Below are 21,720 nucleotides of genomic sequence, written 5' to 3'. Positions count from 1 at the left end.
AGAAATCTATGCGTGGAAAATTTATTGTGATTGAAGGCTTAGAAGGTGCAGGTAAAACAACTGCTCACCAAGTAATTTTAAAAGAGTTAGAGCAAGCAGGTATTCAAAATATCGTGATGACCCGTGAACCGGGTGGTACTCCTCTTGCCGAAAAACTCCGTCATTTAATTAAGCACGAAACCGAAGAGCCTGTAACTGATAAAGCAGAATTATTAATGCTCTATGCTGCCCGTGTTCAACTGGTGGAAAATGTCATCAAACCGGCACTTGCCGAAGGTAAATGGGTGCTGGGCGACAGGCACGATATGTCCTCCCAAGCCTATCAAGGTGGTGGACGTAAACTAGATCGCAAATTACTCGAAACCTTAAAAGAATCAGTGCTTGGCACTTTTGAACCCGATTTAACGATTTATCTCGACCTTGATCCTGTTATCGGTTTAGAGCGAGCCAGAGGCAGAGGCGAATTAGACAGAATTGAACAGCAAAGTTTAGATTTTTTCTATCGCACCCGTGAGCGTTATTTAGAACTCACGCAAAATAATGATAAAGCAGTCATTATCAATGCAGAACAATCAATTGAACAAGTTACCGCAGATATTCAACACGCAATCAGAAATTGGCTGAAATAATGTACATTTGGCTTGAAAGCACTTACCAACAAATAATCGCTTCATTTTTAAATGGATACGGACACCACGCCCTGCTGTTTAAAACCGATATCGGACTTGGCACAGACACTTTAATTGAAAAAGTGGCTGAGTGGTTACTTTGCACCGAAAAAACAAGCAACGAACCTTGCTCGCAATGCAAAAGTTGCCAACTTATACAAAGTAAAAATCACCCTGACCTCCATATCTTAGAACCTATTGAGGGAAAAGATATCGGTATCGATCAGGTGCGAGAGTTGATCGCTAACCTACAAAATTTCGCCCAACAAGGAGGTAATACGGTTGTCTATATTCGAGGAGTAGATCGCTTAACCGAAGCCAGCAGCAATGCTCTACTCAAAACCCTTGAAGAACCACGTGAGAATGTCTATTTCTTGCTGGAAGCCCCGTTGCAATCTACCGTGTTAGCGACCATTCAAAGCCGCAGCCAAACGTGGGTACTTTATGCTCCACAAACTACGGAAGCAATGCAATGGTTGCAAACGGAATTTCCTACAACCTCAATGCACGAGCTAGAAACCGCTCTCCGCCTTTGTCGCTCTCGCCCACTTATTTGCAAAACTTTTCTGGAAAATGACCGCTTGCAACAACGAAAAGCGTTCCTACAAACCTTCTGGCGTTTCTATAAAAGCCGAGATGTTGTACTACTCTTTCAAGCCTTCGACAAAGAAAAAGAGGATGTTTTACAACAACTTGAATGGCTCGAAAGTTTCTTCAATGATGCTCTCAAATCCAAAATGAACATCATACAAGGTTGGCTCAATCCAGATCTCCAAAATGGAATTATCCCATTTAGTCAGCAACTCACCGCTCACGGATTACTGCAAGGGCAGCAAATCATCCAACAAACCCAGCGAGATTTAGTGCAAATAAATGCGGTAAATCAGGAATTGATGTTATTGGATTGTTTAACGAAGTTGGTTTTGATTTTTGAATAAAAGGAAAAAAATGAAAGACTTATTTATTATAGATTCACACTGTCATTTAGACTCTTTAGACTACGACACCCGATATAAAAATATTGATGAAGTGATTGAAAACGCAAAAGCTCGTGGCATTCATCATTTTCTTTCTGTTTGTACCACTGTTGGGCGTTTTGAAGCAATGAAAAATTTAACTGCTCATCGCAATGACGTATCACTTTCTTGTGGCGTACACCCATTAAATGTGGAAGATGAACCTTTTGATTACGATAAACTCTTTGAATTTGCTCAAGATCCAAAAGTGGTTGCCATTGGCGAAACAGGCTTGGACTATCACTACACACCAGAAACCAAAGCATTACAGCAATCGCTCTTTGTTCAACAAATTGAAATTGCAAATAAACTGAACAAGCCATTAATTATCCATTCTCGCTCAGCACATCAAGATACAATGGATATATTAGAACAAAATAATGCAGAAAAATGCGGTGGTGTTTTGCATTGCTTTACGGAAGATTGGACAATGGCAAAGCGTGCCTTAGATATCGGATTTTATATTTCCATTTCGGGTATTATTACCTTTCGCAATGCGGAAGAATTACGAGATGTGGTTAGAAAAGTACCATTAGATCGTCTATTAGTGGAAACAGATTCGCCTTATCTAGCTCCCATTCCTTATCGAGGAAAGCCAAATCAGCCCGCTTATGTGAGAGAAACTTGTGAATATGTTGCTACATTAAAAGGGGTTTCAACAGAAGAATTTGCTCGCATTACAACCGAAAATGTGCAAAACTTATTTAAAATTCAATTATAAGGAACAGAATATGAGAATTATGCTCAAATATTTTCTAATTTTAGTCTCACTTGCCTTTTTTATTGTGTTAGGCGGAGCAGTTAATTACGCAATGCCAAGCTATGAAGAAACGCTAGTAACGGGAATGGAAGTTCGCAGAATGGATAAAGACGGCGTGATTAGCAAATCAAACCCTGCTGATGGTCAAGTGCGTGATGTTTACTTCCTCTTTACCGAAGAGCCAGAAACCAAGAAAGTGATGGTGTACCGTAACGAAGATACGGGCTGGGGCTTGCCGCCTTATTTCAAATTTGGTTCAGCGGATATTCAAGCCAAAGCACAAGCCTACGCAAATGAGAAACAACGTGTGCAAATTAAATATTACGGCTGGCGTATTAACTGGCTAAATGAATTTAGAAATATTGTTTCTATCAAGCCATTAGCTGAAGCGGAAACTGTAAGTAAACCGATTATGAGCTATGTCCTTTATGCTGTACTCGCTTTCTTATTCTTCCTCTCGGTGCAATTCATTCGCGGCATCTTTAAAGATTAAGCTAATTAAACCTTTGACAAACGGTTCGATTTTGTAAAAAATTGAACCGTTTTCTTTTTATCAAAAATATCAAATGACTTATTATTTTATTGCCGATCTGCACTTAAACGAAAATCAACCTGAAATTACCGATCTTTTTTTGCAATTTATGCAAGAAAAAGCACCGCTTGCTGAGTCAGTTTATATCTTAGGCGATCTGTTTGATTTTTGGATTGGCGATGATGAAGAGTCTGAACTCATTTCAACTGTTAAAAATGCAATTAAAACCCTCACGACAAGCGGTACAAAATGCTATTTTATTTGTGGAAATCGTGATTTTTTAATTGGGAAACGTTTTAGCGAACAAACGGGTATGATTATTTTACCTGATTATCACATCATTGACTTATTCGGCACATCCACATTACTTTGCCACGGCGACACACTTTGTACTGATGACGTAAAATACCAACAATTCCGTAAAAAAGTCCACCAAAAATGGCGACAAACAATCTTTTTAATGTTTCCACTTTCTTGGCGAATTCATATTGCAGAAAAGATCCGCGCTAAAAGCAAACAAGAAAAGCGTGGTAAATCCGCTGAAATTATGGATGTGAATAATGAATTTACATCTCAAATTGTCGCTAAATTCGGCACAAAGCAACTTATACACGGACATACACATCGCCAAGCAATCCATCAACATACTAGCTTTACGCGTATTGTATTAGGCGACTGGAAAGAAAATTACGCTTCTATTTTGAGAGTAACCAAACAAGGGGTAGAATTTATATGATTGATGTCATTATTCCTTGCTACAACGCCGAAAACACGCTTGTTCGAGCTGTTCAAAGTGTATTAAATCAACCGGAATTAAATCTACTATGGCTGATTGATGATGGCTCAACTGATAATACACTTGCTCTAGCTCAATATTTACAAGCCCAAGTACCTGATAAAATTAGAGTAGAACAAATGCCTCAAAATAATGGCGTGGCAAAAACCCGTAATTGGGGAGCATTACAAAGTGAAGCGGATTTAATCGCCTTTTTAGATGCTGATGATGCTTATGAAAACGGAGCATTACAGGTAGCCACAAAGATTTTTGAATTCAAACCTGAAACTGCTTTGGTTCGCCTGGCATTAACGCCGATTGACTTAGATAAACGCTACAGTACCCACCCCAATTTTGGCCAAGCTTGGCAATATATGCGAATGACCTGTGGAGGAAATGTCGTATTCCGTCGCTCATTTTTCTTAGCTTGCGGTGGATTCCCACATCATCAACTCTTTAGAGAATTAGGTGGAGAAGATGGTGCATTAGGCATAGCAACTACACAAATCAGCTCAGTAGCTACAGCATTTAACGATGTTGGCGTTTTACACTACTACCGAGATGGAATGCACGCCGAAAGATTACTGAATGCGATTTTATTTAATGAAAAAGATCCTAATGTTACTGAAGAAAAAATGAGACAAGCCAACCTAATTACTGAAAATATTGTTAATAATGTTAGAACTCTACAGGGATGTCTTAATAGTAAAGAAATTGGCATTAAGCCTTACACACTTGAATGGAGCTAAAAACAAGCTGTAACTTTCCCTTAATAACAATCGGTCATTTTTATACCTTATTTTGCAAAATAACCTTCTATGCTATGGTTATGGTTATGCTAAGATAAAAAACAAAAACCCCTAAGTATCTCTACTTAGGGGCTCTTTATGCCTTGTTTATTTATGTTTATGTCTTCGTTCTTTTCTTCTGTCTCTTCCGCTTTCGCTTCAAATTAAAAACCCGACGATGCTCTACTCTCACATGGCGAATCACCACACTACCATCGACGTTACTGCGTTTTACTTCTGAGTTCGGAATGGAATCAGGTAGAACCACAGCACTATTGTCGTCGGGAAAATCCGTTAAAATCTAAAAACAAGCTGTTACTTTGAGTATGCTTTCTCTGTTCGTCTTTTCTTTGTTTGTCTTCTGTTTAGTCTTTACTCTACTTCGCTTCTCGTCTTTCTCGCTTTCGCTTCCAAAAACACTTGAGCGTTGTATAGTTAAGCCTCTCGGGCAATTAGTACGTGTTAGCTCAACGTATCACTACGCTTACACACCACGCCTATCTACGTCGTAGTCTCCAACAACCCTTACAGACTTATAGTCTGGGAGAACTCATCTCTTGGCAAGTTTCGTGCTTAGATGCTTTCAGCACTTATCTCTTCCGCACATAGCTACTCGGCAATGCGTCTGGCGACACAACCGAAACACCAGCGGTGCGTCCACTCCGGTCCTCTCGTACTAGGAGCAGCCCCAACCAATTCTCCAACGCCCACGGCAGATAGGGACCGAACTGTCTCACGACGTTCTAAACCCAGCTCGCGTACCACTTTAAATGGCGAACAGCCATACCCTTGGGACCTACTTCAGCCCCAGGATGTGATGAGCCGACATCGAGGTGCCAAACACCGCCGTCGATATGAACTCTTGGGCGGTATCAGCCTGTTATCCCCGGAGTACCTTTTATCCGTTGAGCGATGGCCCTTCCATTCAGAACCACCGGATCACTATGACCTGCTTTCGCACCTGCTCGACTTGTCTGTCTCGCAGTTAAGCTTGCTTATACCATTGCACTAACCTCACGATGTCCGACCGTGATTAGCAAACCTTCGTGCTCCTCCGTTACTCTTTGGGAGGAGACCGCCCCAGTCAAACTACCCACCAGACACTGTCCGAGTACTCGTTCCGAGCACTTCGTTAGAACATCAAACGTTAAAGGGTGGTATTTCAAGGACGCCTCCAACAACACTGGCGTGTCATCTTCAAAGGCTCCCACCTATCCTACACATCAAAATTCAATGTTCAGTGTCAAGCTATAGTAAAGGTTCACGGGGTCTTTCCGTCTAGCCGCGGGTACACCGCATCTTCACGGCGATTTCAATTTCACTGAGTCTCGGGTGGAGACAGCCTGGCCATCATTATGCCATTCGTGCAGGTCGGAACTTACCCGACAAGGAATTTCGCTACCTTAGGACCGTTATAGTTACGGCCGCCGTTTACTGGGGCTTCGATCAGGAGCTTCTCTTTCGATAACACCATCAATTAACCTTCCAGCACCGGGCAGGCATCACACCCTATACGTCCACTTTCGTGTTTGCAGAGTGCTGTGTTTTTAATAAACAGTTGCAGCCAGCTGGTATCTTCGACCGGTTCAACCTTCACCCGCGAGGGGCTACAATCTACGCCGGCGCACCTTCTCCCGAAGTTACGGTGCTATTTTGCCTAGTTCCTTCACCCGAGTTCTCTCAAGCGCCTGAGTATTCTCTACCTGACCACCTGTGTCGGTTTATAGTACGGTTCAGTGTAATCTGACGCTTAGTGGCTTTTCCTGGAAGCGTGGTATCGGTTACTTCAGCACCGTAGTGCCTCGTCATCATCTCTCAGTGTTAATGGAAGACCGGATTTGCCTAATCTTCCCACCTACCAACTTAAACAGGGATATCCAACACCCTGATAACCTAACCTTCTCCGTCCCCACATCGCAATTACACCAAGTACGGGAATATTAACCCGTTTCCCATCGACTACGCTTTTCAGCCTCGCCTTAGGGGCCGACTCACCCTGCCCCGATTAACGTTGGACAGGAACCCTTGGTCTTCCGGCGAACGAGTTTTTCACTCGTTTTGTCGTTACTTATGTCAGCATTCGCACTTCTGATACGTCCACCAAACTTCTCAATTCAGCTTCTTCCGCTTACAGAACGCTCCCCTACCCAACAATGTATCCATTGATGCCGCAGCTTCGGTGACTAGTTTTAGCCCCGTTACATCTTCCGCGCAGGCCGACTCGACTAGTGAGCTATTACGCTTTCTTTAAATGATGGCTGCTTCTAAGCCAACATCCTAGCTGTCTAAGCCTTCCCACTTCGTTTCCCACTTAACTAGTACTTTGGGACCTTAGCTGGCGGTCTGGGTTGTTTCCCTCTCCACGATGGACGTTAGCACCCACCGTGTGTCTCCTATGCATTACTCTTCGGTATTCGCAGTTTGCATCGGGTTGGTAATCCGGGATGGACCCCTAGCCGAAACAGTGCTCTACCCCCGAAGGTATTCACATAAGGCTCTACCTAAATAGATTTCGGGGAGAACCAGCTATCTCCCGGTTTGATTGGCCTTTCACCCCCAGCCACAAGTCATCCGCTAATTTTTCAACATTAGTCGGTTCGGTCCTCCAATTAGTGTTACCCAATCTTCAACCTGCCCATGGCTAGATCACCGGGTTTCGGGTCTATACCTTGCAACTACACGCCCAGTTAAGACTCGGTTTCCCTTCGGCTCCCTTATTCAGTTAACCTTGCTACAAAATATAAGTCGCTGACCCATTATACAAAAGGTACGCAGTCACAGAATAAATCTGCTCCCACTGCTTGTACGCACAAGGTTTCAGGTTCTATTTCACTCCCCTCGCCGGGGTTCTTTTCGCCTTTCCTTCACAGTACTGGTTCACTATCGGTCAATCAGGAGTATTTAGCCTTGGAGGATGGTCCCCCCATCTTCAAACAGGATATCACGTGTCCCGCCCTACTTGTTGTTAGCCTAGTACCACAAGAATGTTTTCGGATACGGGATTATCACCTTCTACGATTGAGCTTCCCAGCTCATTCTCCTAACAAACTTGCTATCACTAACTGGCTCTTTCGCGTTCGCTCGCCGCTACTAACGAAATCTCGGTTGATTTCTTTTCCTCGGGGTACTTAGATGTTTCAGTTCTCCCGGTTTGCCTCATTATCCTATGTATTCAGATAATGATAGTAGATTCTTCATCTACTGGGTTTCCCCATTCGGATATCTTGGATTAAACGCCTCTTATCGACTCATCCAAGCTTTTCGCAGATTAGCACGTCCTTCTTCGCCTCTGATTGCCAAGGCATCCACCTTGTGCGCTTAGTCACTTAACTATACAACCTCAAATGTTTTCATTTAAATTTTCATTTAAATCAATCAAACGATTTTATTTGAAGCGATATTATTCAACTAAACACTTGAGTGCTTTTGTTCACTCAAGATTTTTTATACTCAGACTTTCAATTTATTCACTATTGCTTTTTGCTTTTTGCTTTTTGCTTTAGTGAACTTGAAAAATCTCTCAGTTTTTCAGCTTGTTTCTAAATTTTTAAAGAACATTAGACAATCGGCTTTCGCCTATCATCATACCTAAAATCGCAAAAATCTCGGTATTTTCTACCGCTTGCAACCTTAGGTATGATGATTGGTGGAGATAAGCGGGATCGAACCGCTGACCTCCTGCGTGCAAGGCAGGCGCTCTCCCAGCTGAGCTATATCCCCAATTCATCTTCCGTTGTTTTCACTCTTGCTCGGCTTTCGCATCGTTCGAGTGGTGGGTCTGAGTGGACTTGAACCACCGACCTCACCCTTATCAGGGGTGCGCTCTAACCACCTGAGCTACAGACCCAACGGATGACCTTCGGTTTTGTCTTTACTTTCATCTATCAAACAATCTGTGTGAACACTTGCTGTCGTTCTGGCTTTACGCCATCAAGCTCTCGCTTCTTGATTCTTGGTAAGGAGGTGATCCAACCGCAGGTTCCCCTACGGTTACCTTGTTACGACTTCACCCCAGTCATGAATCATACCGTGGTAAACGCCCCCCTTGCGGTTAAGCTATCTACTTCTGGTACAACCCACTCCCATGGTGTGACGGGCGGTGTGTACAAGGCCCGGGAACGTATTCACCGCAACATTCTGATTTGCGATTACTAGCGATTCCGACTTCATGGAGTCGAGTTGCAGACTCCAATCCGGACTTAGACGTACTTTGTGAGATTCGCTCCCCATCGCTGGCTCGCTGCCCTCTGTATACGCCATTGTAGCACGTGTGTAGCCCTACTCGTAAGGGCCATGATGACTTGACGTCATCCCCACCTTCCTCCGGTTTATCACCGGCAGTCTCCTTTGAGTTCCCGACCGAATCGCTGGCAACAAAGGATAAGGGTTGCGCTCGTTGCGGGACTTAACCCAACATTTCACAACACGAGCTGACGACAGCCATGCAGCACCTGTCTCAGAGCTCCCGAAGGCACACTCGTATCTCTACAAGCTTCTCTGGATGTCAAGAGTAGGTAAGGTTCTTCGCGTTGCATCGAATTAAACCACATGCTCCACCGCTTGTGCGGGCCCCCGTCAATTCATTTGAGTTTTAACCTTGCGGCCGTACTCCCCAGGCGGTCGATTTATCACGTTAGCTACGGGCACCAGACTCAAGGTCCAATCCCCAAATCGACAGCGTTTACGGCGTGGACTACCAGGGTATCTAATCCTGTTTGCTCCCCACGCTTTCGCACATGAGCGTCAGTACATTCCCAAGGGGCTGCCTTCGCCTTCGGTATTCCTCCACATCTCTACGCATTTCACCGCTACACGTGGAATTCTACCCCTCCCTAAAGTACTCTAGACTCCCAGTCTGAAATGCAATTCCCAGGTTAAGCCCGGGGCTTTCACATCCCACTTAAAAGTCCGCCTGCGTGCCCTTTACGCCCAGTTATTCCGATTAACGCTCGCACCCCCCGTATTACCGCGGCTGCTGGCACGGAGTTAGCCGGTGCTTCTTCTGTAGTTAACGTCAATTGATTGCTCTATTAAAACAATCACCTTCCTCGCTACCGAAAGAACTTTACAACCCGAAGGCCTTCTTCATTCACGCGGCATGGCTGCATCAGGGTTCCCCCCATTGTGCAATATTCCCCACTGCTGCCTCCCGTAGGAGTCTGGACCGTGTCTCAGTTCCAGTGTGGCTGGTCATCCTCTCAGACCAGCTAGAGATCGACGGCTTGGTGAGCCATTACCTCACCAACTACCTAATCTCACTTGGGCTCATCTTATGGCAGGTGGCCCGAAAGTCCCACCCTTTAGTCCGTAGACATTACGCGGTATTAGCTACCGTTTCCAGTAGTTATCCCCCTCCATAAGCCAGATTCCCAAGCATTACTCACCCGTCCGCCACTCGTCAGCAAAGAAGCAAGCTTCTCCCTGTTACCGTTCGACTTGCATGTGTTAAGCCTGCCGCCAGCGTTCAATCTGAGCCATGATCAAACTCTTCAATTAAAAGTTCAATCGCTCAATACTGCTGACATAAAATAATCACACTAATTTAAGTAAACTTAAAAAAGTTAAAATGAATTTCTAGTTAGCACCTATTAAGACTTCAAAATTAAAAAATATTTTTAAAATCAAGTCAATCAACAAGTGCCCACACAGATTGTCTGATAAATTGTTAAAGAGCAAAAAAGAATTGGTCGGCGAGATAGGATTTGAACCTACGACCCACTGGTCCCAAACCAGTTGCGCTACCAAGCTGCGCTACTCGCCGTCAGTTACTCATAAGAGTATATTTAAATGGGGTGGCTAATGGGATTCGAACCCACGACAACTGGAATCACAATCCAGGGCTCTACCAACTGAGCTATAGCCACCATTGTGTTGATAGTGCTGCATTGACTCTGGCGCGCTCGACAAGATTCGAACTTGCGACCTTTGGCTCCGGAGGCCAACGCTCTATCCAACTGAGCTACGAACGCTTTGATTTACATCAATAAGTTATTGCGTCGCAACGGAGGCGTATATTATAGATTTCCATTCCCCTTGTCTAGCACTTTTTCAAAAAAATTTAAAAAAACATCTCATTTGATTTTATTTTATTCAAAACGTGTAATAAATATCAAATATGCTGATTTTTAGAGCTGATTCGTTACATAATAATAAGCATATCTCAGCAAATTGAGTTGTCGTTGCCAACGTGTGGGTTGATGTAATAAGCGATAAAACCACTCCAGTCCTAAATTTTGCCAGATTTTAGGTGCTCTTTTTGTCTTTCCGGTAAAAACATCGTAAGTTCCCCCTACCCCCATATAGAGAGCCTGCGGATATTCTTTATAGACTTTTTGAATAAATAGCTCTTGCTTTGGCGTTCCCATTGCAACACTGATAAATTTCGCTCCACTTTGCTTAATTTGGGTAATAAGAGAGTGTTCATCTTCTTCATTAAAATAGCCGTGATGCGTGCCGACAATATTGACACTCCATTTCGCTAACTTAGCTTCAACTAACTTTAAATTCTCAGAAGTGCTACCCACTAAAAAAACAGGCACATTCAACTCCCCTGTTTTTTGCATTAGTTTTTCCCATAAATCTGCTCCTGCAATTCTTTCTATTTCCATATTTGGATATTTCTTTTTTACCGACTGAACAATGCTGATCCCATCTGCATAGTTAAACTCAGAGTCAGCAATCACTTGGTGTAGCTGTGGATTTTTTTCTGCATTAATCACTTTTTCCGCATTAATGGCGATCAATCTTCCCTGTTGAATACTCTGCTCATTCATTAAAAAATTTGCAAAAATTTCCTGATTTTTAACCGCTTGTAACCTAATGCCACGAATAATGACGTTATCGAACATCTTGTTTCCCACCTATTAACTTCGCTAATAGCCAACAAGCGGCAAAAACAATCGTAAAAAAGAGGAAGCGAGAGACAAAAGCGTCCATTCCCTCTCGGACTAAAACAATCAAGTTGAACAAATTACCGAAACAATACGCCTGAATTAATGCGGAATTGACTGCTTTTCCATAGGTAAAAAAGTTATCTAACATTTTAATCAAAAACGCCACAACCGCCATTCCAATCGCGATCAACCCAAATCCGCCCATAATATAGAAAGAACCTAATAACGTAGGTGAAATGGCTAAGCCTGAATGATTCCCCAAAATCACTTTAGTAAAATAATTTGCCGTGTTCCACGCAATATCGGGGCGTTCTTGCCAAACAGATTGTGGAATATAGACATAGAAATCCCTCACAATCGGCATTAAGCCTTGATATTCCACATCAGAAGATAATAAGCGGGCGAGATTTTCCCAAGGTGAAAAGGTATCTCGGCTCAAATATAAAAAGGTGTAGATCGTTTCACTGGCAGAAAGATTCAATTTATAGCGAGCGAGAGCGAGGAAAAACATTGCGATTACACCACTTAACCCTAGCCAAACTACAGTGGATAGTGAAAGATACTTTTGCTGCAAACCAATCAGCAAGAAAAATGCCACTGCCAATGCTAAATTTGCCCTTGTACCGCCTACGGCGAAATAGGTTAGTAAGCCAAATAATCCGCCGATAATCAGCACAGTCCACCACGCTTTTTTGTTCTTATATAAGAAGAAAAAAATCAGCAGAGCCGGCAATAAAAAGTAGAAAAAACGTTTTAATGCTGAAAGCACGACCCAATCTTTAGCGAACAGTTGGCTATACTTTTCTAATTTAAAGAAGAGGAAACCGTTTAAATAAAGGAAGTAAAATAACGTTGAAATGGCAACTAACGCCAACATACAAGCGGTTATTTTTGCCTGAAAACTTGCAGATTTTGGCTCAAACGGCAGTGAAAAACGGCAACAGTAAGAATAAACGACAAAATAAATGAAATAGCCCACTCCGCTTGTCATAAACACCAACCATTGATGTTCAATATTTGGGAGTAAGTAATCAAAGCCTAATGCCATTGCGAGAGAAAGCGGGAAGCCTGCGTAAAAGGTAATAAAATAGATCAGACTGAACAGTAAATGGAAAGTAAAGCCCGATTTCTGATAAAGCCGATAAAGTACGGTTAAAAATAGCCCTACGGAAACGAGGTAAAATCCGCCAAGAAACAGTAAATTATTCATTATGTAAATTCAGTTAATTGTGTTTGCCATAATTTCAGATAAGTTTTAGGAAAAAACGCAATGTTGTTTTTATTCATATCACCTAATTGTTGTTTGGCAGCTTGAATTTTTGAAAATGTCATATTCTCCGCCAACAGATAAGGCACTTGCTCGGCTTGCATATCCAAACCAAACGGATTATTCGGGTGCAACACGCAAGGAATATTCTGTTGGATCAACAAACAAATCGTACCAATGCCTTGCTGGCGTTCAAAGTTAAAATAGCCGAGATCGCATTGTGAAAGCAATAAAAGATATTCGTCAAAATCCAATTTTTCTCGCAGAATTTGTAAATTTTCCGCTAAAAATAACCGCTTGCCCTCAGCTTCCACTTGCTGAATATAACCTTCATTATTTGCCGGATAGCCCATTGGCACAATAATTCGTACGTTGTTGCCCAAACGCTGCTGTATTTCCTTTAATGCTTGAATATGATTATTAGAAGGATCGCCTGAATTGCCTAATAAAATAGTTAATTGATCATTTTTAATTCTCTGCACGCTATGTCGATCCGGCAATTTCGTTGCGAAATAGATTAACCGATCCTGTTCCGATCTTGATCTTACACGTCGCCAGAAATAATCCAGATCACCCCTTGTTGCCCAGACTTGCTTTAACTTACGTTGAGCAAACCGCCTAATTGGATAAAATAACCTAAATTTCCAAGAAGCTGAGACTTCGTATAAATCCGCTCCCCAAATATGCCAGATAATATTTTCTGTTGATAATTTTCCTAACGCAATGGCAAGCCAAACCCACAGATTAAACTGACCGTGTAAGATAAAACAAGCGGTCGGATTTTGCTGATTTTTTGCAATGAGTGCTTGAGCAATTTGTTTTTGAGTAGAAAAAGTCGTTATCTCCAAATCAGGGAAATAGGTTTTAAGTATATCCTTACCCACTACATAAAAATAATGGGAAGAAGGCGGCAACGTAGGTAGCAACTCTTGTTGAAAAAACGTTAAAACACGCTGATTATGGTGTGGAATATCCGAGCCTAAAATATGATAAATCGGTTGCATAACGTTATTTCCTTCAGCCAAAAAATACTTCCAATTTTAACAAAAATTGACAATTCTGCCGAAATTTCTTTTGCATAAATGCGACTAAAAAACATCACATTTCCAGCTAAAAAAATGCTATGATGTGCGAGTTTTTATTTATTAATTTCGCTACGAGGAATACTTATATTATGTCGAACGCAATCGCTAACGTATCTAAACTGATTCAAGACAATGATATCAAATTTGTCTTATTAAAATTTACTGATATTAAAGGTAAAGAGCACGGAGTTTCATTACCAGTCAGTTTGGTCATCAATGATCTTGAAGACTTATTTGAGGAAGGCAAAATGTTCGACGGCTCGTCCGTTGAGGGCTGGAAAGCGATTAATAAAGCCGATATGCTTTTAATGCCAATTGCCGAAACTGCTGTTGTTGATCCTTTCGCTCGCATTCCTACCCTCACTATCCGCTGTTCAATTTACGACCCTAACACAATGCAGTCTTATGACCGCGACCCTCGCTCTATCGCTCAACGTGCAGAAAACTATTTAAAATCTACCGGTATTGCCGACAGCGTGATGTTCGGACCTGAGCCGGAATTTTTCCTGTTTGACGATGTGCGTTTCAGCACCGAGATGAACAATGTCTCATACAAAATTGATGATGTTGAAGCCGCTTGGAATACTAACCGTAAATTTGAAGACGGTAACAATGGCTATCGCCCATTGAAAAAAGGCGGCTACTGTGCGATTGCCCCAATTGATACTGCTCACGATATTCGCTCAGAAATGTGCTTACTGATGGAAGAAATGGGCTTAGTGATCGAAGCTCACCACCACGAAGTTGCAACTGCGGGTCAAAATGAGATCGCAACCCGTTTTAATAGCTTAACGTTAAAAGCGGACGAAACCCAAATTTACAAATATATCGTGCAAAATGTAGCGGTTGAACACGGTAAAACAGCCTGCTTTATGCCAAAACCGTTCGCAGGCGATAACGGTTCGGGAATGCACTGTAATATGTCGTTAAGCAAAGACGGCAAAAACGTCTTTATGGGCGACAAATACGCAGGCTTATCTGAAACTGCCCTTTACTATATCGGTGGTATCATCAAGCACGCTAAAGCATTAAATGCCTTCACCAACCCAACGACTAACTCATACAAACGTTTAGTCCCGGGCTTTGAAGCACCGGTATTACTGGCTTATTCGGCAAGTAACCGCTCAGCATCTATCCGTATTCCGGCAGTAACCAGCCCGAAAGCGACTCGTGTAGAAGCTCGCTTCCCAGACCCAATGGCGAACCCTTACCTTTGCTTTGCCGCATTATTAATGGCAGGTTTAGACGGTGTGATCAATAAAATCCACCCGGGCGATGCAATGGATAAGAACCTATATGATTTACCACCGGAAGAGTTAAAAGATATTCCAACAGTTGCTTCATCGTTAGAATCTGCTCTTGATGCGTTAAGCAATGACTTTGAATTCTTAACTCAAGGTGGCGTGTTCACTAAAGATTTTATTGATGCGTATATCGGCATTCGCCGCAAAGAAGTGGAGCGTGTGAATATGACCCCACACCCGGTAGAATTTGAACTTTATTATTCATAATAGAGAACGGCTGAGAATAATCTCAGCCGTTTTTTCATTGTTCGAAAAAGCTTATCACCGCCTCAATAACTCTAGATTGTTCTTGCTCAGTGAAATTATAAAAGAGCGGCAATCTCACTAATCGTTCACTTTCTTTTGTAGTAAAACAATCTTCCCCACTAAATCTGCCAAACTTCCCCCCGGCAGGGCTGGAATGCAACGGTACATAATGAAACACTGTTAAGATCTTTTGAACTTTCATAAACGCAATAAACGCCGAACGTTCAGCTAAATCTTTCAGTTTCAGATAAAACAAATGCCCGTTATGTTGATATTGTTCTGCCGAACTTGGTAGCACTACTCTGCCTGTTTGAGCTAACGGCAAAAAGGCTTGCAAATAGTTCTGCCACAAAATTAATCGTTTTTGATTAATTTTATCTGCCACTTCAATTTGAGCATACAAATAGGCAGCTTGAATTTCCGACATTAAAAAACTCGATCCAATATCCTGCCAACGGTATTTATCCACCTCGCCGCGAAAAAACCTGCTTCGATCCGTGCCTTTTTCCCGTAAAATCTCTGCTCTAGCGATCAATGTCGGATCATTCAGCACGATTGCTCCACCTTCGCCACCCGCTGAGTAATTTTTGGTTTCGTGGAAGCTATAGCAACCAATATGCCCGATTGAACCTAATGCTCTGCCTTGATAAAAGGCATTAACCGCTTGAGCAGCATCTTCCACTACATAAAGCCCGTGCTTTTCAGCAATCGCCATAATTTTTTCCATCTCGCACGCCACGCCTGCATAATGCACAGGCACAATGGCTTTGGTTTTCGGTGTGATTGCTTGCTCGATTTGGTTTTCATCAATATTCATTGTATCAGGGCGAATATCCACAAACACGATTTTCGCCCCACGCAACACAAAAGCGTTGGCAGTAGAAACAAAAGTGTAACTTGGCATAATCACTTCATCACCAGGCTGAATATCCAACAAAATCGCAGCCATTTCTAAGGCTGCCGTGCAAGAAGGTGTGAGTAGCACTTTACTGTGCGTGAGGTTTTTCTCCAGCCACTGTTCGCACAAATGGGTAAATTTACCATTGCCTGATAGCTTTCCACTCGCCATTGCTTGTTGAATATAGCCAAGTTCCGAGCCAATAATCGGTGGTTGATTGAATGGGATAAGATCTGTATTTTTCATAAATTGCTTAAAATTGCAGGATAAAACCAATAATAGACCGCTTGTATATTTGCCCCTAGAGATTGGTACAACCGAGCAGCCTTCAGATTACTACTTTGCGTAGCAACAAATAACTTATCTACCTGCTGTTGCTTCGCCCAATAGATTGCAGCGTGCAACAATGCAGAACCCATCCCTTGTTGCTGAAAACGAGGCTCTACCGCCAGTAAGCCAATTTTAGCTTGCTTACCGGCGAATAAACGAACGGTAATCGCTCCTTGAAGTTGCCCTAATTCATTTCGTTTAATCAGGCAAATATCATCAAATTCGCCTTTTACCGCATTTTCAATCCAAGTTTGATAAAAACGTTGATTTTCCTCTATAGAAAAATAAGGCGGGCGGAAACGGCTATTTGGAAAAGCAGAACCAAATAATGAAATTAACTCAGGCAAATCCGCCGCCTTTGCTTCACTACAAGCGGTCGGATTTTGCGAAAATTTTGCAAGATCGAATGCAAATTCCACCTCGCCTTCTACAAAGATAAAACCTTGTTTTTGCAGTCGGTCTATGTGAACAAAATTATCAGCTGCTACTTTTGCTTGCACGATTTCTCTGCCGAAAAAATCAGAGAGCCATTTATCAGGTGCGATCATCTTAGCCATACTCCTCGGCAATCAAGCAAATATTTTTGTTTTACACGATCAATTGAGATTTGTTTGAATGGTGTATGATCAACCAATAGAACAATAATATCTGCTTGGGAAAGTGCTGTAGCAGTATCAACTAATGTTATATTTTCTAACGATAACGTCTGAATATTTGGTTCAACCGCCATCACACTGCCTTTATGCCATCGAGCTATCTGTTGCGTAATTGCTAGGGCTGGGCTTTCTCGCAAATCATCAATATCCGGCTTAAAGGCTAAACCGAAACAAGCAATGGTTAGATCACCGAGTTTACAATTTTTCTCTACCGCACAATCCGCCACAAGGGCTTTGAGTTTTTCTAACACCCATTGCGGTTTGGCATTATTTACTTCTCGTGCAGTACGAATTAAACGGGCTAATTGAGGCGATTGAGAAACAATGAACCAAGGATCAACCGCAATGCAATGTCCGCCCACGCCGGCTCCGGGTTGTAGAATATTCACTCTTGGGTGCTGATTAGCAAGCTCAATGAGCTCCCACACATTAATATCCAGCTCATCGCAAATCATTGAAAGTTCGTTGGCAAAAGCGATATTTACATCACGAAAGCTATTTTCCACCAGCTTACACATTTCAGCCGTGCGTGCTTGGGTTGAAATACAATTTCCTTTTGCAAAAATTTGGTATAAATCGACCGCTTGTTGGCTGCATTGGGGGGTTAAACCACCAATAATGCGGTTATTTTCCACCAATTCTGTCATTATTCTGCCGGGTAAAACACGTTCAGGGCAGTAGGCAATATGCACATCGGCAGGAAAGGCTAAATCGGGACGAGCTTGGCTTAACCACTCGGCTAATTTTTCTGTTGTACCGACAGGCGAAGTGGACTCAAGCACCACCAAATTCCCTTTGCGTAAATAAGGGGCGATAGCTAAAGCAGCATTTTGCATATAGGAGAGATCGGGCTTTTTCTCTAATAGCGGCGTTGGCACGGCAATAATAAAGGCATCAGCCTCCTCAGGCGTTTGAGTTGCAAAAAAATGTCCATTTTTGACCGCTTGTGTAAAGGCTGTTTGCAAATCAGGCTCAATAATATGAATTTTGCCTTGCTTGAGGCTTGCTACAACTTGCTCATTAATATCCACCCCAATCACTTGCTTACCTGCATTGGCAAAAGCCACCGCCGTTGGCAGCCCGATATAGCCTAAGCCAATAATACAAATTCGATTAAATTTAGTTTTTTGCATCTTTACCCATTAAAAATAGAAATGGCACACTAACGTATGCCATTTTAATTATACATTTTCTAATGTTGCATTCGTTTTTGCTCTTACTGCAAAACTCAACACAAAGCCGATAAGCAATCCACTTAATGCACCAATCATTAACCAAAATAGGCGATCCGGCGATTCTGCTTTTAGTGGAACAGATGGCGATTTCACCAAACGATAAGCTTTTAATTGGTTATCTAATGGCTGAACCGAACGCATCATTTGCAATTTTGCCGCCCAGTCTTGATTACCTTTTGCTCCAACATTTAACTCTGATGCCGTTTTAATTTGTTGGAATAACACCTTCCATTTCGCAATTAAATCGGCGTTTAACCTCTCACGAGCTTGAGTATTTACCAGTGGAATAAAATCCGTTAATAATTTTTGAGCATCTTCTGCATTTTCTAACGTTAAACTCAAATTATCGGCAGAAGTGGCTACATCTTTTTGGAAACTAAACTGCTCCACTAATTCAGCTGCAACAATCGCTGTCGATTTTTTCTCAACTTGTGCCTTTAACTTCACAACTTCACTTTCTACTAAATAGGCTTGGAGTAAATCTGCTGAGGTTAAATTACGTTTAAATTCTTCATAAACTTGTTCAACCGCTTCTTTTTGTACAGTTTGATTGCTAAGCTCAGGCGTACTACTACTCAAAAAATGATAGGTAGAGAGTAACGAATAGTAGTTACCTAAATCAGGTACATTCGGTTGTTCAAATTGTGCGGTTACTTTCCATTTTTCCGGCTGCGAATAACTTAAGCCATAACCAGCACCGCCCCCAATGGCAGCAAATAAAATTAGAACTAAAAAACGATAAAATAGCGTTTTCACAACAATTTCCTTTAAACTTGTTTAGTGCGTTTTGCACGGCGTTTCAAACGGCGAATAAAACGCGTTATACGCCACGCGTGGGTAATTGAATAGGCGTATAAAAAGAACAAACCGATGAACATCAACATCATTACCCATTGGTTCCAGTAATATACTTCGCCCAATATGCCAAGTGTGGCACAAAAACCAGCCCAAAGTGTAATCACTAACAGGGCTTGGCGAGAGGTTAATCCTGCTCGCATCATTAAATGGTGCAAATGCAAGCGGTCAGGTTTGAACGGACTTTTACCTTTTTTCAAACGGCGAATAATTACTGCCACCATATCAATAAGAGGAACGGCAATCAGCCATAACCCTGTAATCGGGCTGATTGGTGAGCCTTGTCCTTGCGTGCTTAACAGTAAAATCCAAATAATAGTAAAGCCAATCAGCATACTGCCTGAGTCGCCCATAAATACTTTCCATTTTGCACCGAATAGACTTAAGTTAAACATTGCATACGGCAGTAGTACAAGAATGATAGCAAAACACCAATAGCCTAAAGTTGGCTCATCTTTAATAAACATTAATGTGCCGAGCCCTGCGAAGCTCACACTTGAAAGTCCTGCTAATAAGCCATCAATACCATCAACCATATTGAAGGCATTAATAACACCAATCGTAATGAAAACGGTAAATACAATGCCAAGCCAGCCTAGCTCAATACTAAATGGGGCGATTATCTGCCCTAAACTGCTCAGCGATAAGCCACTGTAAATCATCGCCCCTGCTAACGCGGCTTGAATGCCGGCTCGCAGTAGTGGACTGATGTCAAAGCGATCATCTAACACGCCGATAACCAGCAAAATAGAAACTGCCGTGAGATAAAGCTCCGGCAGTCGCATATCTTGCCACTGCATAAAATAAAAGGTGAGATTACCGATAAATAATGCAATACCACCAATTAACGGGATTAAACCTTGATGGCGTTTACGAAAGTTTGGTTTATCGACTAAACCCACAAATTCCGCCACTGGTCGCATAACGATTAAGGCAAGAAACGAAACGATAAAAACGGTAAGAAAAGTAAGCCACATAGTGGGATTACCTCAAAAAAATGAGCAATAAAATAGATGTTCAGCATAGCACAAGGCAGCAAAGTCGCAAAATTTTTTAGCGAAAATAGGGGCTTTTCAGTACAATAGAGAGCAAATTTATCAAAACTGAAAAGGAATTATTATGTCAATGTCAGAACAACTATTTGAACAAGCCCAAAAAGTGATTCCGGGCGGGGTAAACTCCCCCGTTCGTGCATTCAAAGGAGTCGGTGGCACACCTGTTTTTATTGAAAAAGCCGCAGGTGCTTATATTACGGATAGCGATGGCAAACAATATATCGACTACGTTGGTTCTTGGGGACCAATGGTGCTAGGGCATAACCACCCGGCTATTATTGATGCCGTATTAAAAGCCGTGCCAAACGGCTTAAGTTTCGGTGCTCCAACTGCGGCTGAAATCACCCTTGCCGAATTAGTCTGCAAATTAGTACCATCGATTGAAATGGTGAGAATGGTAAGCTCCGGCACAGAAGCTACAATGTCTGCTATTCGCTTAGCTCGTGGCTACACAGGGCGAGATAAAATCATCAAATTTGAAGGCTGCTACCACGGGCATTCTGATTCGCTTCTAGTGAAAGCCGGTTCAGGTGCTTTAACACTTGGCCAGCCAAGTGGTCCGGGCGTACCGGCAGATTTTGCAAAACACACGCTTACTTGCACTTATAACGATTTAGATTCGGTGAAAGCAGCATTTGAACAATATCCAAATGAGATCGCTTGTTTAATTGTTGAGCCTGTTGCCGGTAATATGAACTGTATTCCGCCACAAGAAGGCTTTTTGCAAGGCTTGCGTGAGCTTTGTACTCAATACGGTGCAGTATTTATTATTGATGAAGTAATGACGGGCTTCCGTGTCGCACTTGGTGGAGCTCAATCTTACTACGGCGTTACACCTGATTTAACTACACTCGGCAAAATTATCGGCGGCGGTATGCCGGTGGGTGCATTCGGCGGTAAAAAAGAAATTATGGAACACATCGCCCCAACCGGTCCGGTTTACCAAGCAGGCACACTTTCAGGCAACCCGATTGCAATGGCAGCAGGCTTGGCGTGCTTAACCGAATTATCAAAATCAGGCAATGAGGAACTTCTCGCATCGAAAACTAAAACATTAGCCGAAGGCTTTAAAACCCTTGCTGATAAACATAACGTACCACTCACAGTACAATATGTTGGCGGAATGTTCGGCTTATTCTTCACCGAACAAAAAGCAGTAACCAACTTCCAAGAAGTGATGAAATGCGATGCCGCGAAGTTCAACCACTTCTTCCACTTAATGTTGGAACAAGGTGTATATTTAGCACCATCTGCATTTGAGGCAGGATTTATGTCTTTAGCTCATAGTGATGAAGATATTGCTCGCACGTTGGAAGCGGTGGATAAAGCGTTTGGGGAGCTTTAAGAAATTTACAAG

General features: G+C 42.4%; 16 protein-coding genes, 5 tRNA genes and 3 rRNA genes. 8 read left to right on the top strand and 16 right to left on the bottom strand.

The window, feature by feature from the left end; genetic code table 11:
• Positions 1-8: 8 nt before the first annotated feature.
• The 6 genes from tmk (at position 9) to X781_RS01140 (ending at position 4,500) form a co-directional block, all read left to right on the top strand.
• Positions 9-629, top strand: coding sequence for a dTMP kinase (gene tmk, locus X781_RS01165; RefSeq protein ID WP_025235168.1), 621 nt, complete (start codon positions 9-11; stop codon positions 627-629).
• Positions 629-1,606 (top strand): DNA polymerase III subunit delta', encoded by a 978-nt coding sequence (locus tag X781_RS01160; protein WP_051411622.1) that lies wholly within the window; start codon positions 629-631, stop codon positions 1,604-1,606. The genes tmk and X781_RS01160 overlap by 1 nt, the downstream gene beginning before the upstream one ends.
• 10 nt (positions 1,607-1,616) lie before the next feature.
• Entirely contained in the window at positions 1,617-2,405 is a 789-nt protein-coding gene (locus tag X781_RS01155; protein ID WP_025235166.1) for a TatD family hydrolase, read from the top strand.
• Positions 2,406-2,415: 10 nt separating this feature from the next.
• Entirely contained in the window at positions 2,416-2,937 is a 522-nt protein-coding gene (locus X781_RS01150) for a DUF1523 family protein (protein ID WP_025235165.1), read from the top strand.
• A 73-nt stretch (positions 2,938-3,010) separates the two neighbouring features.
• Complete coding sequence (gene lpxH / locus X781_RS01145) at positions 3,011-3,712, top strand: UDP-2,3-diacylglucosamine diphosphatase (protein ID WP_025235164.1); 702 nt, start codon at positions 3,011-3,013, stop codon at positions 3,710-3,712.
• Positions 3,709-4,500, top strand: coding sequence for a glycosyltransferase family 2 protein (locus X781_RS01140; RefSeq protein WP_025235163.1), 792 nt, complete (start codon positions 3,709-3,711; stop codon positions 4,498-4,500). The genes lpxH and X781_RS01140 overlap by 4 nt, the downstream gene beginning before the upstream one ends.
• Positions 4,501-4,709: 209 nt before the next feature.
• Here the strand turns inward: X781_RS01140 and rrf are convergent.
• The 11 genes from rrf to X781_RS01085 form a co-directional block, all read right to left on the bottom strand.
• A 5S ribosomal RNA gene (gene rrf, locus X781_RS01135) occupies positions 4,710-4,825 on the bottom strand.
• A gap of 145 nt (positions 4,826-4,970) precedes the next feature.
• A 23S ribosomal RNA gene (locus tag X781_RS01130) occupies positions 4,971-7,871 on the bottom strand.
• A gap of 312 nt (positions 7,872-8,183) precedes the next feature.
• Positions 8,184-8,259, bottom strand: a tRNA-Ala gene (locus tag X781_RS01125).
• Between the two features lie 50 nt (positions 8,260-8,309).
• A tRNA-Ile gene (locus X781_RS01120) sits at positions 8,310-8,386 on the bottom strand.
• Positions 8,387-8,495: 109 nt separating this feature from the next.
• A 16S ribosomal RNA gene (locus tag X781_RS01115) occupies positions 8,496-10,035 on the bottom strand.
• Together the 16S, 23S and 5S rRNA genes with 5 tRNA genes alongside form the textbook arrangement of a ribosomal RNA operon.
• Positions 10,036-10,223: 188 nt before the next feature.
• Positions 10,224-10,300, bottom strand: a tRNA-Pro gene (locus tag X781_RS01110).
• A gap of 27 nt (positions 10,301-10,327) precedes the next feature.
• A tRNA-His gene (locus X781_RS01105) sits at positions 10,328-10,403 on the bottom strand.
• 28 nt (positions 10,404-10,431) lie between these two features.
• Positions 10,432-10,508 (bottom strand) — tRNA-Arg (locus X781_RS01100).
• Between the two features lie 156 nt (positions 10,509-10,664).
• The gene (gene wecG, locus X781_RS01095) at positions 10,665-11,387 is read right to left on the bottom strand and encodes a lipopolysaccharide N-acetylmannosaminouronosyltransferase (RefSeq protein WP_025235162.1); all 723 of its coding nucleotides are present in this window, start codon (positions 11,385-11,387) and stop codon (positions 10,665-10,667) included.
• Complete coding sequence (locus X781_RS01090; RefSeq protein WP_025235161.1) at positions 11,377-12,642, bottom strand: WzyE family oligosaccharide polymerase; 1,266 nt, start codon at positions 12,640-12,642, stop codon at positions 11,377-11,379. Before X781_RS01090 ends, wecG begins: the two co-directional genes overlap by 11 nt.
• The gene (locus X781_RS01085) at positions 12,642-13,703 is read right to left on the bottom strand and encodes a TDP-N-acetylfucosamine:lipid II N-acetylfucosaminyltransferase (RefSeq protein WP_025235160.1); all 1,062 of its coding nucleotides are present in this window, start codon (positions 13,701-13,703) and stop codon (positions 12,642-12,644) included. The genes X781_RS01090 and X781_RS01085 overlap by 1 nt, the downstream gene beginning before the upstream one ends.
• Before the next feature lie 170 nt (positions 13,704-13,873).
• On the opposite strand from X781_RS01085, the gene glnA reads away from it, so the two are divergent.
• Positions 13,874-15,295 (top strand): type I glutamate--ammonia ligase, encoded by a 1,422-nt coding sequence (gene glnA, locus X781_RS01080; protein WP_025235159.1) that lies wholly within the window; start codon positions 13,874-13,876, stop codon positions 15,293-15,295.
• Between the two features lie 34 nt (positions 15,296-15,329).
• On the opposite strand, the gene rffA is transcribed toward glnA, so the two are convergent.
• From rffA to wecA, 5 genes are read right to left on the bottom strand one after another with little or no spacing between them, the layout of a single operon-like run.
• Entirely contained in the window at positions 15,330-16,478 is a 1,149-nt protein-coding gene (rffA, locus tag X781_RS01075) for a dTDP-4-amino-4,6-dideoxygalactose transaminase (protein ID WP_038643841.1), read from the bottom strand.
• On the bottom strand, positions 16,475-17,119 hold the full coding sequence (rffC, locus tag X781_RS01070) for a dTDP-4-amino-4,6-dideoxy-D-galactose acyltransferase (RefSeq protein ID WP_025235157.1): 645 nt from the start codon (positions 17,117-17,119) through the stop codon (positions 16,475-16,477). The genes rffA and rffC overlap by 4 nt, the downstream gene beginning before the upstream one ends.
• Positions 17,107-18,351 (bottom strand): UDP-N-acetyl-D-mannosamine dehydrogenase, encoded by a 1,245-nt coding sequence (wecC, locus tag X781_RS01065; protein WP_025235156.1) that lies wholly within the window; start codon positions 18,349-18,351, stop codon positions 17,107-17,109. Before wecC ends, rffC begins: the two co-directional genes overlap by 13 nt.
• A 48-nt stretch (positions 18,352-18,399) precedes the next feature.
• Positions 18,400-19,209, bottom strand: coding sequence for a Wzz/FepE/Etk N-terminal domain-containing protein (locus X781_RS01060; protein WP_025235155.1), 810 nt, complete (start codon positions 19,207-19,209; stop codon positions 18,400-18,402).
• 11 nt (positions 19,210-19,220) lie between these two features.
• Positions 19,221-20,285 carry a UDP-N-acetylglucosamine--undecaprenyl-phosphate N-acetylglucosaminephosphotransferase gene (gene wecA / locus X781_RS01055; protein ID WP_025235154.1) on the bottom strand — a complete coding sequence of 355 codons (1,065 nt, stop codon included), beginning with the start codon at positions 20,283-20,285 and terminating at the stop codon, positions 19,221-19,223.
• Positions 20,286-20,427: 142 nt separating this feature from the next.
• Here wecA and hemL point away from each other — a divergent pair, with 142 nt between their 5' ends.
• Positions 20,428-21,708, top strand: coding sequence for a glutamate-1-semialdehyde 2,1-aminomutase (gene hemL / locus X781_RS01050; RefSeq protein ID WP_025235153.1), 1,281 nt, complete (start codon positions 20,428-20,430; stop codon positions 21,706-21,708).
• Positions 21,709-21,720 lie beyond the last annotated feature (12 nt).

This window comes from Mannheimia sp. USDA-ARS-USMARC-1261 (genome assembly GCF_000521605.1).
Lineage (GTDB): Bacteria > Pseudomonadota > Gammaproteobacteria > Enterobacterales > Pasteurellaceae > Mannheimia > Mannheimia indoligenes.
The sequence above is the reverse complement of the archived record's forward strand: the minus strand, read 5'-3'. Positions and strand labels throughout refer to the sequence as shown.

Bases quoted from the DNA above. Each gene is read 5' to 3' on its own strand.
- tmk (WP_025235168.1), top strand. From the start codon at position 9: ATGCGTGGAAAATTTATTGTGATTGAAGGCTTAGAAGGTGCAGGTAAA.
- X781_RS01160 (WP_051411622.1), top strand. From the start codon at position 629: ATGTACATTTGGCTTGAAAGCACTTACCAACAAATAATCGCTTCATTT.
- X781_RS01155 (WP_025235166.1), top strand. From the start codon at position 1,617: ATGAAAGACTTATTTATTATAGATTCACACTGTCATTTAGACTCTTTA.
- X781_RS01150 (WP_025235165.1), top strand. From the start codon at position 2,416: ATGAGAATTATGCTCAAATATTTTCTAATTTTAGTCTCACTTGCCTTT.
- lpxH (WP_025235164.1), top strand. From the start codon at position 3,011: ATGACTTATTATTTTATTGCCGATCTGCACTTAAACGAAAATCAACCT.
- X781_RS01140 (WP_025235163.1), top strand. From the start codon at position 3,709: ATGATTGATGTCATTATTCCTTGCTACAACGCCGAAAACACGCTTGTT.
- wecG (WP_025235162.1), bottom strand. From the start codon at position 11,387: ATGTTCGATAACGTCATTATTCGTGGCATTAGGTTACAAGCGGTTAAA.
- X781_RS01090 (WP_025235161.1), bottom strand. From the start codon at position 12,642: ATGAATAATTTACTGTTTCTTGGCGGATTTTACCTCGTTTCCGTAGGG.
- X781_RS01085 (WP_025235160.1), bottom strand. From the start codon at position 13,703: ATGCAACCGATTTATCATATTTTAGGCTCGGATATTCCACACCATAAT.
- glnA (WP_025235159.1), top strand. From the start codon at position 13,874: ATGTCGAACGCAATCGCTAACGTATCTAAACTGATTCAAGACAATGAT.
- rffA (WP_038643841.1), bottom strand. From the start codon at position 16,478: ATGAAAAATACAGATCTTATCCCATTCAATCAACCACCGATTATTGGC.
- rffC (WP_025235157.1), bottom strand. From the start codon at position 17,119: ATGGCTAAGATGATCGCACCTGATAAATGGCTCTCTGATTTTTTCGGC.
- wecC (WP_025235156.1), bottom strand. From the start codon at position 18,351: ATGCAAAAAACTAAATTTAATCGAATTTGTATTATTGGCTTAGGCTAT.
- wecA (WP_025235154.1), bottom strand. From the start codon at position 20,285: ATGTGGCTTACTTTTCTTACCGTTTTTATCGTTTCGTTTCTTGCCTTA.
- hemL (WP_025235153.1), top strand. From the start codon at position 20,428: ATGTCAATGTCAGAACAACTATTTGAACAAGCCCAAAAAGTGATTCCG.